This is a genomic window from Parasediminibacterium schistidii (genome assembly GCF_046546515.1).
Lineage (GTDB): Bacteria > Bacteroidota > Bacteroidia > Chitinophagales > Chitinophagaceae > Parasediminibacterium.
In genome coordinates, this window is sequence record NZ_JBKHKJ010000037.1 from 19310 (window position 1) to 35332 (window position 16023).

At 42.0% G+C, this 16023-nt stretch carries 4 protein-coding genes; 2 read left to right on the forward strand and 2 right to left on the reverse strand.

The genetic code is table 11. The features are described from left to right. Nucleotides 1–67 precede the first annotated feature (67 nt). Nucleotides 68–8998 carry a DUF8696 domain-containing protein gene (locus ACHFIY_RS17030; RefSeq protein WP_410847324.1) on the forward strand — a complete coding sequence of 2977 codons (8931 nt, stop codon included), beginning with the start codon at nt 68–70 and terminating at the stop codon, nt 8996–8998. A gap of 643 nt (nt 8999–9641) precedes the next feature. Further along, nucleotides 9642–10526 carry a sugar transferase gene (locus ACHFIY_RS17035; protein WP_410847325.1) on the forward strand — a complete coding sequence of 295 codons (885 nt, stop codon included), beginning with the start codon at nt 9642–9644 and terminating at the stop codon, nt 10524–10526. 314 nt (nt 10527–10840) lie between these two features. Here the strand turns inward: ACHFIY_RS17035 and gcvP are convergent, their stop codons facing one another. Both gcvP and ACHFIY_RS17045 read right to left on the reverse strand, forming a co-directional pair. Continuing rightward, complete coding sequence (gene gcvP, locus ACHFIY_RS17040; RefSeq protein ID WP_410847326.1) at nt 10841–13708, reverse strand: aminomethyl-transferring glycine dehydrogenase; 2868 nt, start codon at nt 13706–13708, stop codon at nt 10841–10843. An 895-nt stretch (nt 13709–14603) separates the two neighbouring features. Further along, nucleotides 14604–15554 carry a sterol desaturase family protein gene (locus ACHFIY_RS17045; RefSeq protein WP_410847327.1) on the reverse strand — a complete coding sequence of 317 codons (951 nt, stop codon included), beginning with the start codon at nt 15552–15554 and terminating at the stop codon, nt 14604–14606. Between the last annotated feature and the right edge of the window lie 469 nt (nt 15555–16023).

A 16023-nucleotide genomic window follows, 5' to 3' on the forward strand; every position in this document is an offset into this window, starting at 1 on the left:
TTTCGATAACCGTGCTTTGTGATTCATACAATAAATAATATTTTATCTACTTTATCAAAATATTTGCATGTTGAGAAAAATGCTTACCACCTTGTTTTTTTTAATTATAGGTGGCATTGTTATAGCCCAGGAAGCCTCTAGTGGCAATGCCTCTAAAGCTACATTGAACAATGAAATCGCCCCTCGCCCCGCAGGCTGGAAGTCCGTTTACTGGCGTATGAGCCCACAGGACAAAGTTACCCCACCGCCGCCACCTTGTACTAGTAGTGGCACGGCAGCCCCTGACTGTAGCACTGCCCCGCTTGTCTGTAATTTTGATGGCCTTTGTGGAAGCACACCTGACGCATCGCATGTTTATACATGGCCAGAACTTGATGCTGCTTTTAGCAACTGCAAGACTGGTAGCGCAAGTATCCAAAACAATTCATTCGTGCAATTTGTGGCATCTGCTACTAGTGTTAGCTTTTATGTGTGGGTTACTGCAAGCAAAAATGGAGATGGCGTACAGATGCTTTTTTTTGATGGCGCATGCGGTTCCGGCAACGTAAATGTATATGGTTGCTATTTCCAGATAAAGCCCACTACCACTGCCCCAAAATTGGTAAGTGCCAGCGGGCTAACCATTGGAAAGACCTATTATTTAATGTTTGATGGCGTTGGGGGCGATGCGTGCGACTATGTGGTGCAGCCACAAAAAGGCGTGAACGTGGTTGACATAAAAGTAGATCCTTCTTTAGGTACTGTTTGCCTTGGCACACAAGTAAATTTGGCTGCAAGCGGTGGTGCAGATAGTACTAATGCCAACAGCTATACTTGGACTTCTTCTGCATCCCCGTCTGGCCTAACTGCCACTTCTGGCAAAAATGTTGCCATAAACACAACCACAACTGGGGCAGGAAGTTTTACCTATACCCTTACAGGCAAAGCCATTGGTACCTGTGATGCAACTAAAACAACTACAATCAATGTGGTGGACTTACCTGTTATTGCTACCCAGCCATCTACTGCCAATCAAAATATTACTATACCTGCTTTGGCAACACCGCTAAGTGTTTCATGCTCACTTGCGGGCGTTACTTACCAATGGTATAGCAACAGCACGAGCAGCAGTGCAGGGGGGGCAGCCATAAGCGGTGCCACTAGCAACACTTACACCCCACCAACGGCAGTGGCAGGCACAACCTATTATTATTGTGTAGTAACCAACAATGGCTGTTCTAAAATAAGTGATGTATCAGGAGCCATTATTGTAAAACCTAAAAATACTTGTAATACTTATGATGGATTATCCTTTGTGCAACAGCCTACCACAAGTGCACAAGGAAGTGCCATGTCTCCTGCTGTGCAGGTGCAGGTATTTTGCCAGCAATATGGCAATGTAACTGACTATACAGGAAAAATAGCTTTAACTGCAAAAAATGCTTGTGGCTTTGTGTCTGATACTATAAATGCTGTGAACGGGGTTGCTACTTTTAGTAATGTGGTTTTTACAAGAAGCGTACAAAACGGGGTATCTTTGATAGCAACTATGGTTGGGAAGGGTATTTCCGTGGAGAGTGATACGTTTAGTATAATTGCGCCTACAAGTGGGGGGACAAATACGGTACAAATAGTGAATGAAGATTTTAGCGGTTACCCTTCTACAAAAAAATGGGCGTACACAGAGGGCCCCATTGTTGAGATTAGTACCAAAACTCCCCCTGGTACAAAAGGCAAGGATGTGTCTGGTGTAGTAACTAAAGTTGGTAATTCATATTTGAGGAAGAGTTACTCAGTGAACAATGGTTCTGGTGAATATGGTACCATGAACACATTTACATTTGCTAATATCACAGGGCTGTCCACTTATAATTCATTAAATTTTTCTTTTAAGATTGCCTCCCTTAATGAAAGTGGCACATTATCTGGAGCACAAGGGGTAGATAAGGATGAGGACTTGATAGCTCAAGTATCTTTTGATAATGGTAGTTCATGGCAAACCGTATTGAGATATGGAGGGTATATAAATAAACTTTTTTCATTTTCTACACTACCAGCTATTAAACTTGTTGTTGGTTCAAACGACACTACTAGGGGAGGCGATGTAGTAAACGATACAAGTGCATTTTCTTTTGACTTGCCAGCAAATACTAGCCAATTCCAGTTTAGGGTAACTGCATCTGACAATAGAAAAGATGAAAACTGGTGTTTAGATGATTTAGTTTTAACAGGTATTACAGTTGTTAAAAGTTCTCCCCTTCCCACCATCACCCTAGGCAATGACACCAGTATTTGTAGCAATACTGCAGCTACGCTGCCTACAACCATTAGTAATGCTTTGGCACCTGTGGTATATACTTGGACGCCAGCCAGCCAGTTGGTAGATGCCACTTTGCAATTGCCCACTACAGTTAAATTAACTGCAACACAGGCTTATACCTTGTCGCTAACAGATAAGGACGGTTGCACGGCCGTGGCTAAAGATTCCATTAAAGTTATTGTAAACCCTACACCAGCAATCACCAGCCAAAATACGCCTACACAAACCCTGTGCGCAGGCGGCAGTTTTACGCCTTTGTCTGTTGCTGCAACACATGCTGAAAGTTACCAATGGTATAGCAACATTAGCCCTTCCAATAGTGGTGGAACACTTGTTACAGGTGCCAATACTGCCACCTTTGTGCCGCCATCCAATGTTGCAGGCACTACTTATTATTATTGCACGGTGAGTGGTTCCTGCAACCCGGCGGTGGTTAGTGCCGTTTCTGGTGCTATCGTGGTAAAACCTTTGCCAACTATTGGCACAACCGACATTACCCCAGCCTGCGGTGTAACTTCGGTAGATTTAACAACCACCACAGCCATTTCTAATACAAGTGCTTACCAACTGTCATTTTTTACAGATTATGGGCTTACGACCCCGGTCGCGACACCCAAACAAGTAACTGCTGCCCAGAAATACTATATTAAAATTGTAAATACTGCAACAGGTTGCAGCTCGGAAGATTCCATTACCGTAAATGCGTTTATTAGTGGTGCATCTATCTCAGCTAGGGTAACAGGGAATGGTTGTGCCAGCAAAGACTCCTTGATAGCAAGGTTTCCAAACTCAATAACAAGCCTTGTATGGACAAATTCAACAACAGGGGCTACTGTAACTGTAAGTGGCGGCACAAGGGCAGCAGTAGGGGTAACGGTAGCAGGAGGCAATGGCCAAGGTAATGCCCTTAACCAGCTAGATTTATTCTCCTTAGCATTTGGCAAGGGCAAAGGGGGGGGCGTAGCAGTTGATGATAATAAAAATGTATATGTTGGTGATTACAACAATAATAGGGTAATGAAATGGCCAAAAGGAGCCACGGCAGGTACATTGGTAGCTGGTGGTAATGTTCTGAGCGGACCTGCATTAAACCAACTATACCACCCATTTGGAGTATCTATCTCCTCTACCGGTTCATTATATGTTGTAGATTTAGACAATAGCCGTGTATTAAAATTTTTGCCAGGTAGCCTTACGGGTATTATTGTAGCAGGCCCATCTTCTTCTCATGGTAGCACTTTAGATAAATTAAATAACCCTGCAAACCTTTTCGTTGACAAGGATTCGAATGTTTATGTAGCCGATGCTGGTGATAATCGGCCAGCATTTTTGGGTGGAGACCCAACACATAATAACCGTATAATGCTATGGCCTAACAAGGCGACACAAGGCACACAAGTTGCAGGTGCTGCAGATGGCTCTGGAACAGATGCTGGTCATTTATACTTGCCAACTGGCGTATATGTGGACAAATCTGGAAGCGTTTATGTAGCCGATTTTAACAATAATCGTATCCAAAAATGGACTTCCCCGGCAGGGCCAGGCACAACAGTTGCAAATCTAGGATCCGACCTTAACCCCACGGATGTTGTTGTGGATGAAAATACGGGGCTACTCTATATTACAGCAACCAATTATTTTCCACCTTTAGTCTATACTAATACAAAACACCAATTATTATCTTGGGTGCCCAATGCAACTAGTGGCACGGTTATAAACGCAAGTGCTGCAAATGGGGATAGTTTAGCTTCGCCATCTGGCCTTACCTTAACCCCTGATGGAAGTATATATGTTGTTGACGCAAAGCACAACAGGGTACAGGCATGGCTTACTGCTCCCTTTGACACTGTATTTGTTCCTGCGGTTGCTGGGGACTATTATGCGGAAGTAACGTATGGTAATGGCTGCAAGGTGCAAAGTAGTAAGATAGTGGTAAATTCATCGGTAGCACCAAGTGTTGCTATTGTTGCAGATAAATCAACGATATGCGAAGGGACTAATGTTACGTTTACCAGCACGGTAACCAATGAGGGCAATGCCCCTACTTACCAATGGCTAAAGGACAAGAGCGTAATAGCAAATGAAAAGGGCAACAAATACAGCACCACCACATTGAAAAAAGGAGACAGCATTGTTTGTGTACTTACCAGCAGTGTTGGCTGTGCAGTGCCAAATCCAGATTCGAGCAATATTGTGGTGGTGCAGGTTGACTCTACCACTGTGCCAGGAACCATTGCAGCTAACCAAACATTATGTGCAGGATCAACGCCTGCTGACTTAAAAATAAGTGGCAATGTAGGCAGCATATTAAAATGGCAACGCTCCACTGATTCCACTTTTAAAACCCTTACTACGGATATTGCCAATACCAGCACGCTTTTAAAAGGCACTGCTATTGGCCCACTTACCGATAGTACTTATTTTAGGGCTATTGTTCAAAGTGGCAGTTGCGGAAAGGATACTACCTTAAAAGTTAGGGTAAATGTGCTACCCAATATTAAAGCCTTTACCATAACTGGAAGTACCACTATTTGCTCAGGCACTAAGAGTACAGTGCTTACCCTTTCGGACAGCGCAGGCAAAATACAATGGAAGTCGTCTATTGACAATATCAGCTTTACGAAGCTCACGAACGACACGGCAAAAAAATATACAGCCACCAACCTCAGCCAGACTATGTATTACAGGGCAGTGGTATCAAACGGTATTTGTGCCGACTCCGCCAGTGCCACCATCACGGTAATACCTGCTGCAACAGCGGATACCATCAAGGGCGGCACTACAGTTTGCGCAGGCACCAACAGCACTTTGCTTACGCTTACCAAGAGCAACGGCAACATACAATGGCAGTCGTCTGCCGACAGCATTGCTTTTGCAGACATTTCGGGTGAAATAGCAACTACTTACACTGCCAGTAACCTCAATACGACTGCTTATTACAGGGCCGTGGTATCAAACGGCACTTGTTCTGATACTGCTTATGCCACTGTGAAGGTAGTGCCAGCAATAAAAACCTTCACCGTAAACGGTGCAACCACCATTTGCTCTGGTACTAAAAGTACAGTGCTTACCCTCTCGGACAGCACGGGGAGGATACAATGGAAATCGTCTTTTGACAATATCAGCTTTACGAACCTCACGAACGACACGGCAAAAAAATATACCGCTACCAATCTTACCCAGACTATGTATTACAGGGCAGTGGTATCCAACGGCACTTGTGCCGATTCTGCCAGTGCCACCATCACTGTAGTACCTGCTGCAACAGCAGATACCATCAAGGGCGGCACTACAGTTTGCGCAGGCACCAACAGCACTTTGCTTACGCTTACCGAGAGCAACGGCAGCATACAATGGCAGTCGTCTGCCGACAGCATTGCTTTTGCAGATATTTCGGGTGAAATAGCAACTACTTACACTGCCAGTAACCTCAATACGACTGCTTATTACAGGGCCGTGGTATCAAACGGCACTTGTTCCGATACTGCTTATGCTACTGTGAAGGTAGTGCCAGCAATAAAAACCTTCACCGTAAACGGTGCAACAACCATTTGTTCTGGTACTAAAAGTACAGTGCTAACGCTATCGGACAGCACGGGGAGGATACAATGGAAGTCGTCTATTGACAATATCAGCTTCACGAAGCTCACGAATGACACAGCAAAAAAATATACCGCCACCAACCTCAGCCAGACTATGTATTACAGGGCAGTGGTATCCAACGGCACTTGTGCCGATTCTGCCAGTACCACCATTACGGTAGTACCTGCTGCAACAGCAGATACCATCAAGGGCGGCACTACAGTTTGCGCAGGCACCAACAGCACTTTGCTTACGCTTACCAAGAGCAACGGCAGCATACAATGGCAGTCGTCTGCCGACAGCATTGCTTTTGCAGATATTTCGGGTGAAATAGCAACTACTTACACTGCCAGCAACCTCAATACAACTGTTTATTATAGGGCGGTGGTATCCAACGGCATTTGTTCCGATACTGCTTATGCTACTGTGAAGGTAGTGCCAGCCGCAAAAGCGGGTACTATAAATGGTGGGGCAACCGTATGCTCAGGTACAAACAGTACTTTGCTAACGCTTTCTGGGAGTATTGGTAATATTCAATGGAAGTCGTCTACGGATAACATTATATTTACGGATATACAGGGAGAAACATCCAACAAGTACACAGCAACCAACCTTACAGACACGATGTATTACAGAGTCATCGTATCAAACGGTAATTGTGCTGACTCTGTTCAGGCAACCATTTATGTTGACCCGATACCTGTGGCTGGCACCATCAATAAACCAGATACGCTTTGTGTTGGCACAAATACCATAACCTTGGATTTGAAAAATAGTGTTGGCAGTATTCAATGGCAATCATCTATTGATAACATTACATTTACGAATATCACAAATGCCACATCAGCAAGCCTGACAGAAAACAACCTTTCTGCCACTACTTATTATAGGGCTGTTGTTAGCAGCGGAGTATGTGCTTCTGCTAGTTCACCTTCTGTAAAAGTAGTTGTAAATAGTAAGGCTACTCCTAGCGTTTCGATAGCCATTACAACAGGTTCAAATTCGATTTGCGAAAGCACTTCCGTTACATTTACGGCCTCGACAACAAACGGTGGTAAAGCACCAGTTTATCAATGGTTGATTAATGGCACTATAATGAGCGGTGCTATAAATGATACATATACAAGCACAACGCTGAAAGACAAGGATACAGTAACCTGCACCCTTACCAGCAGTTTGGCCTGTACCACTACAGCTACTGCAATTAGCAACAAGATAGGCATGGCAGTTAATACTAAAGCAACACCAACCATAATTGTTACCCCAACCAGCACTTCTATTTGTGAAGGCACATCCGTTACCTTTACTGCCACCACCACAAACGAAGGCACGAACCCTACTTACCAATGGGCTGTTAAAGGCGTGAATGTGGGTACTAATGCAAATACCTATACATCAACAACTTTAAAAGACAAAGACACCGTAACTTGTACCCTTAAAGTACAAAATACCTGCGTTACAGCTTCAAGCGTTACCAGCACAGCAGTTAAGATGGCTGTGGCTACCAAGCAAACCCCGTCTGTAAGCATTACCCCGGGCGATACTACCATTTGCGATGGCGTATCTATTACCCTTACGGCTAACCCAGTAAATGGTGGCACTAGCCCAACCTACCAATGGAAGGTAAATGGGGTGGTTGATAGAACGGTAACGGGTGCTACCTATCCTGTAACCTTTACAAGTACCATCAACAAAGTAACCTGCGTGCTTACAAACAACGACATGCCATCATGCTTAACCACAAATACCGCGGCTAGTACCAACACCCCGATAATAACGGTAAGCCAAAATGTTACCCCTGCGGTAGTTGTTAGCGTTGTTAGCCCTGCAAGTACCACTATCTGTGCAGGTACAACAGTTACGTTCAACGCCACGCCAACCAATGGAGGGGCAGTGCCAAGCTACCAATGGAAGCTAAATGGGAAAGGGGTAGGCATTAACAATGCTAGTTTTACCTCCAGCACCCTGCAAGACCAAGATGTGGTTACTTGCGTGATGACAAGCAATGCCCAATGCTTAGTGGCTGGCAATGCTATTGCCAATAGCAACAGCGTAACCATAACCGTAACCCCTGCACCTGTGGTGGCCAGCATTACAGGAACAGATATAGACACATTGTGTGCTGATGGCAACAATTTCCGTACAGGTACATTTATGGACGTAACACCGGGCGGCAAATGGTCTAGTTCCAATAGGGCTATCATCACCATTGACCCAACAACTGGCGTGGCAACTGCTGCAAGCGAAGGCAATGCCACTATCTTGTATAGTGTTACAGGCTGCGGCACTACTTCTGTGCCAAAGAGTGTAAATGTGTCGAGAGTGCCAGCTGTACTGCCAATAGAAGCAAACCCGCCATTATCAAGTTTTACTGCCCCCGTTTTACTTTGTATTGATGGTACAGCATTGCTAACAGATCAAAAGGCTGGCGGCGTATGGAGCAGCTTGCAGCCAACTATTGCCACTGTAAGCACTAGAGGCGTAGTAACAGGCTTGGACACCGGTTTTGCTCAAATTGAATATAGAATAACAAATAAATGTGGAACGGCTCCTACGCAGCAACTTGTAGATGTATTGGGCAAAAAACCTACTGTGAGCATTGTAACAAAAGACCCTACTTGTATCAATACAGATTCGGGCAGGATACAGATTTCGGCAACTGGCCCAAGCGTAGAGCAGCCCTATAACTTCACACTTAATAATAGTGGTGTTCACAATCCATCTGGCACAATAGTTAGTAACCTGCGGCCAGGCAAATATGCAATAACCAATTATAATGGTATAGGCTGTGTTGTTGACCAGTTCCCTGTTACCTTGGCATTCCCAGATGAAGGCAGTTGCGACACGCTGTATGTGCCTACTGGCTTTGTGCCAGCAAGCAATAGTAAAAGCGGTGTTTTGAAACCTTATGGCGGTGGGGCGTTGAGGTCGCTTTCGTTCAGGATATTCAACCGTTTTGGCAACCTGTTATTTGAGAGCCACGATATATTTAAAGGTTGGGACGGCAAGGTGAATGATGTGCTGCAGCAGCCAGGCACTTATATCTGGATGCTGGAATATACACAGGCAAATGGTATGCACAGGGCTGCCCAAGGCACAAGCGTACTGATAAGGTAGGTAGGTTTTTTTTTAAAGGCGGGCAACTATAAACTGCTGAATAGTTGCCCGCTTTTGCAAGCATCAATTTTTGTGCTTTTTCAACTTTTTCAATTATTCCACCGAATAAATGTGGGCATAAGCTGCAAAAATGACTATATTTAATTTTGGTTTAGAAAATAGAGCGTATGGTTTTTATTGAAACATTATTCGTACGGCTCTAGGGTGTACAAAATGCGAGCCGTTTGCATGTATGCCTAAAAAATTGAAAAAGATTTAATTTAAAGCTTATAAGTTACAAATTTACTAGGAGCAGTACTTATTAATTTACCAACAGGGGCAGCATTTTAATTTAAAATGCAATCTTCAATTTAGCTATTTGGCATTAGCTGGGTTTAAAAGCCAAATACCAAGTTTTGATTGATTTTAAAATGGTATTTCTCTTTTTTGGTAAAATAATTGGTATAATATTTTTTTGTAAAGGCATATACTGGTATTTTTGTAAAAACCTAAAACTTGAATTATTCTGGAAACGGTAAATAAATCTAGCAACAATCTTCAAAATCTCCGTACTATCATATACGAAGGTTCTTGGTATGGGAAAAAGAAAAAGCATACAGGCAGCGTAAAGAAGAAAACATGCTTGATTGTAAACCCCGATACTTTGTCAAAACAATTGATAAGGAAACCAATGTTTAGCAAAAGTTATACTTATAACTTTTGGAGTGGGCCAGTTGATATCAAGCTTATAAAATATCTAAAGAAAAATCATTACGATTTTGTAGTAATTGACAAGTGGGTAGGAGAGAAGATATTGAACCAGTTTTTGAGCCTTGCACAGTTTTATGATATCCCTGCAACGAGGATTATTAATATTGTTGAATTTTACGAAAAAACCACTTTTTGTTGTCCAATGGTACATGCCGAAATTAGTGACGAAGAAATTATTTCTATGGTAGAAAAGCCCTCTAACAAATTATTGTCTATTAAAAGGTTCATGGACTTGTTAATAGCAACCCTTACTTTGCCAATTGTATTGCCTATTATTTTTATAGCAGCAGTGCTTACAAAGCTTACGTCGAAAGGACCATCCATATTTAGCCAGCAACGTGTTGGCAAAAACGGTAAATTATTTACCTTATACAAAATAAGGACAATGATTTATAGCCCAGAGGGTTATCAGGTACATACAGTGAGGGGCGACAAGCGGATTACCAAGTTAGGCAAGTTGTTCAGGAAAACTAAAATTGACGAGTTGCCACAATTGTGGAACGTGCTTAAAGGCGACATGAGCCTGATTGGCCCTAGGCCAGAAAGGGTGGATATTGTAGATAAGTTTGCAATTGAAAATAATTTTTATCCATTGCGCCACATCATTAAGCCTGGCATCACTGGTTGGGCACAGGTAAACAACCCAACGGCTACTCCAGAAGAAAATTTAGAAAAGCTGGAATATGATTTATACTATATCAACCATCTTTCAGTAAAATTAGAACTGCAAATTTTGTTGAGAACTGTGGGGGTAGTGTCATCCATGGAAAGTTTATAATTAAACAAGGTGCTTCCCTGGTTACTCAAACTAATCTATGCCCATTTTGATGGCATAAAGAATTTTTATAAAACAATTATTTGTGGCAAATCTCTTTTTGAAAAAATACTATTAATTTATAAATATTTCCTCTAAGAAAATAAGCCTTTCAAGGAATTTGCCACTAATGCAAGAATGAGACTAATGTTTTATTATTCGTGCCTATTCGTGCATTAGTGGCAACAAAAGTACAGGGCGCGAGTTATTATTTACACTTTTTTGGACTTAGTACCTTAATAGAATTTTTTGCTATTCGGCGCAGAACATCCCATTTATTACGCTTCCATATAGCTTTCTGTTGGCTCGCAGGTACAAACAAGGTTTCTGTCGCCAAAAGTATTGTTCACTCTTGCCACGCTAGGCCAAAACTTATTTTGCTGTACATAATGCAATGGGAAAGCCGCTTCTTTTCTTGTATAAGCATGGCTCCATTCATCCGTACAAACCATTTGCTGTGTATGGGGGGCATTTTTTAGTGGATTGTCTGTTTTGTCAAAAATACCATCCTCAATAGCCTTTATTTCTTTGTAAATCGCAATCATTGCCTCGCAAAAACGGTCTAGCTCTGCTTTGTCCTCGCTTTCAGTTGGCTCTATCATAATGGTGCCGGGTACAGGAAAGCTCATGGTAGGGGCGTGAAAACCGAAGTCTATTAATCGCTTTGCCACATCTTCTGCCTCAATGCCTGCACTGGTCTTAAATGGTCTTAAATCAACAATAAATTCGTGCGCTGCTGTGCCGTTGGTACCAATGTATAAAATGGGATAATATTTTTCCAAACGGGCTTTCATATAGTTAGCATTTAAAATGGCATATTCAGTAGCCAGTTTCACGCCATCAAAACCCAATAATTTTATATAAGCATAGCTAATAAGTAATATAGAAGCCGAACCATAAGGTGCTGCTGATACCGCATGGTTGGCATCGGGCAGCATAAAATGACCAGGCAAATAGGGCTTCAAATGTTCTTTTACACAAATAGGCCCCATGCCAGGACCACCACCACCGTGCGGTATAGCAAAAGTTTTATGTAGGTTTAAGTGACATACGTCTGCCCCAATTTCTGCAGGAGAGGTTAGCCCTACCTGTGCATTCATGTTTGCACCATCCATATACACTTGACCGCCCAGCAAATGTATAATGGCGCATATTTCTTTTATTGTCTCCTCAAATACACCATGCGTAGAAGGGTAAGTAACCATCAAGCCTGCTAAAGTATCTTTATACAATTCAGCTTTTTCTTGCAAGTCTACCACGTCTATATGCCCTTCCGCAGTTCCTTTTACCACCACCACTTTCATGCCTGCCATTACGGCACTTGCGGGGTTGGTGCCATGGGCAGAAATGGGTATCAATACCACGTTCCTGTGCGTATTCCCTTGAGCCTCATGGAAAGCCATGATGGTTAGCAAACCTGAATATTCACCTTGGGCGCCACTATTCGGCTGCAAGCTACAGGCATCAAAACCTGTGATGGTGCATAGATAGCTTTCCAGTTCATCTATTATTTGCTGGTATCCCCTCGTTTGGCTTTCAGGGGCAAATGGGTGTATGCGGCTAAATTCTGGCCAGCTTACGGGTATCATTTCCGTGGCTGCATTCAGTTTCATTGTGCAGCTACCTAGCGAAATCATGCTGGTGTTCAGTGACAAGTCTTTGTTTTCCAATTGTTTTATATAGCGCATCATCTGGCTTTCGCGATGGTGGCTGTTGAAAACAGCTTGGGTAAGAAAAGGGGAAGAGCGTTTGGCAAAGAACGGGATAACCGTAATGGCATCGTCGCTATCAAAACTAATAGTCGCCTCGTCTAGGCCTTTCAATTCCGCAAAAGTATAAGCAATGTCCAGCACATCTGTTTGCGATGTTGTTTCATCCAAGGAAATAGTAACGTGGCTTTCATCTATATAATGGAAATTGATATTATTTTTTTCAGCAATGGGGCGTATCTTGGCTGTTTCCACTTTTATTTTTAGCGTGTCGAAGCAGTAAGTGTTCAGATTTGTATAACCCAATTCATCCAACGACTCTGCAAGTACTTGAACAAGCGTAGCAATACGCTCTGCAATTTGTTTTAGCCCTTCTGGCCCATGGTAAACTGCGTACATAGCCGCCATGTTGGCCAATAATGCCTGTGCGGTGCAAATATTAGAAGTTGCTTTTTCACGCTTTATGTGCTGTTCCCTGGTTTGCAAAGCCATCCGCAATGCCCTATTGCCTTGTGTATCTATGCTTATGCCAATAAGCCGCCCCGGTATCCCACGTTTAAAATCGTCTTTCGTGGCAAAAAAAGCAGCGTGTGGCCCGCCGTAACCCAATGGTACACCCAAACGTTGTGTACTCCCAACAGCTACGTCAGCACCAAGCTCTCCGGGACTTGCAATTAAGGTTAACGCCAATAAGTCTGTGGCCATTACCACAAACCCTTCTGCAGAATGAACTTCATTAATAAAAGAACGGTAATCTTCTATGCTCCCGGCATTGTTGGGGTACTGTACTATTGCCCCAAAATAAGTATGGTCTATTTTTGTGCAATGATAATCGCCAAAAACTAATTCTACACCTATTGGTGCAGCCCTTGTTATCAGAACGTCTTTTGTTTGGGTAAAAATGGCAGTGTCAACAAAAAATTTTGGCTTAGTAGCTGCCCCGCTTTTGTTGGCATGGTAAAAAAGCATGTGCATGGCCTCGGCAGTTGCAGTTGCCTCATCTAGCAGGGATGCATTTGCAATGGGCAACCCAGTTAAATCGCAAACCAATGTTTGAAAATTGAGCAGGCTTTCCAGCCTTCCTTGGCTTATCTCGGCTTGGTAGGGTGTGTATTGGGTGTACCAGCCCGGGTTTTCAAAAATATTTCTGAGTATCACGCTTGGGGTGATGGTATCATAATACCCTTGGCCTATATAACTTTTAAAAACTTTGTTTTTGGAGGCTATTTCTTTTAGTTCCTGCAGATAAGTAAACTCGCTAACGGCCTCGGGCAAGTCCAACGGTTGCTGCAAACGGATGGATGCAGGCAATGTTTTGCTAATTAATGCTTCTATACTATCTACACCTATCACTTCAAGCATTTTACGGGTATCGGTTTTGTTGGGACCTATATGCCTGCTGTGGAACTCCCTGCTTTGATCTTGAAATAAACTCATTGTGCAATAATTATATATCAGTTGCTAAAATCGTTACTACTCACCATTTTTTCGCCACTAAGGCATGAAATCTCAAATTGTTACAAAGGAAATAATGCGTAGCATAAGAACAAAAGAAACTGCTTTATGTTACCAAATACCTTTTAAGTAGTTTGACTTAAAATTCTTTTTGTTTCTGCTTTTTCGTGTTTTTGTGCCTTTGTGACAAAAAACACAAAGCTAATTAAGTGCAAATGTAAATGGCAATGGATTGCCAAAAAATACTTTATGGAAAGCGTGGGGAAAGGATGTGGAAGAAAAAAAACAGGTGCTTACAAAATAATTGTAGGCACCTGTTATACAAGCAAGCAAAAAACAAATCGTTAGAGGCCATTTGGCACAATCTTTAGTAGAGGATTGTGCGGAAAATGGTAAAAGGCATATTTTTTTGGGAGTGATTTAAAAACCGATGCCAATTACTATTTATATTTATTTGACAATACAATGTTAAAGTAAATTTTTAACACAAAGTTCATATTGGGTTAGTGTTCGGAGAGTGTTATTATATAATAGTTTAATTTATATATAGATTTTGCCTTTAGTATTTTAACTAATGTAAAAAATATGCTGTGAAAGATGATTGTTTTCAGTTAAAAGTATAAAAAACTGCCTTTTTGCTGTAAAAAATGTATTTTTAATGTAACCCATTAATCATTGTAAAGTTATCCACATTTTAAAAATAAATCTGTTTTTTAGGTTACCTGTTTTTGTGTACCCGGAATTCCGAATTACACACTTTGGTAAACTATGAAAAATATGTCAATGACGATTAACATATATTCTCCCTAAAGGTGGTGATATATACCAAAAATGGGTAATAAGCCCATCGAGTCATTAGTTGCTAATGGCGACACTTTTATACACCCTCCTGAACACCCCAAGTTGAAGGTTCAATATCAACAGCATAGCTATTCTCGTCATTTTCTTCCGCCCGCATTTGTCCACTTGTTTGCCTGCTGCCATCGTGGCTGTAGCCCGGTGGACCAAAAAGGTATTGAAGCCGTTGGTTAATTGTCAACCCTTTCTGGCAAATATCTTTTGCTAATTGCAGCCATTCGTGCAAAACAAGCGAAAAGGCTGTTGGTTTTTCAATGTTTTTGGTTAGCCCATATTGGATAGGTTGGTAGGCTGCTTCCTCTAGTTCTTGCTGGAAAGTGCCAAACAGCTTGTCCCACACTATCAAAAACATGCCCATGTTTTTGTCAAGGTATTTGGGGTTAGATGCGTGATGAACACGGTGGTGCGATGGGGTTACCAATATATGCTCAAGCCACCCCATTTTATCAATCATTTCCGTGTGTACGAATATGCCCCATATTTGCGTGGACGCATAAATAAATAGGATGTCTACTGGTTGAAAACCCAGGCAAGGAAGGGGCATGAAATAAACAAAGCGATACAAAGGCTGGAACACGGAGGAACGGAAGCCCACGGAGAAATTAAACTGCTGGCTGCTGTGGTGCGTAACATGGGTGGCCCAGAAAAAGCGGATTTCATGATCGAAACGGTGCAGCCAATAATATAAAAAGTCCTCTGCCAGCAGCAGCAATAGCCAGTAGCCCGCGTTTTTCTGCCAACTAACAAACCTGTGAGCGTAGCAATACTGGAAAACAATAGAGACATAAATAGCCCTGAAAGCAAGGTCGATACCGCCATTTAGCAGCATGAGGTAAATATTGCTAAGCGTGTCTTTTAGCGTGTATTTGGGGCGGTGCTGCCAGTGCGAGAGCAGCATCTCGGCAACGATGATAAAAATATAAAATGGGGTTGAAATAAGTATCAGCCATTGTTCCCTGAGTGCTTCCATGCCTGTATGATATTTTGCAAAGTAAGGTAAAATGAGGAGGGTATGTATATGTTTCTGTGAAAATGGGCGTCAGCAACAAGTTTGCTTAATCTACCACAAAGGCACAATGACAAAAAGAGGCACTAAGATTAATAGAATAAGAAGAAAAGAAAAATAGGTTATCAATATATGCCATAATACTGCATAATGATAGTTCAGGAATTGAATTCAAGTTGTAATAATTATTTTGTAATAATTTATTTTATTCTTTTGTTTTTATTACAAGTCTGTAATAAAATCTATAAAATAATTTTATTTATTACAAAAGTTTTATTACAAATTATTTAAGGAAAATTATTGGTTTGATGAATAATTGAATGTGTCCCGGATAGAAACTAGCAATTACCTAACGATTGTAGAATACTTGATTTTATTTTTAACTTGAAGTTTGAGGTGTATTATTATAAGTAGCCATTTGTTTTTTAGTTAG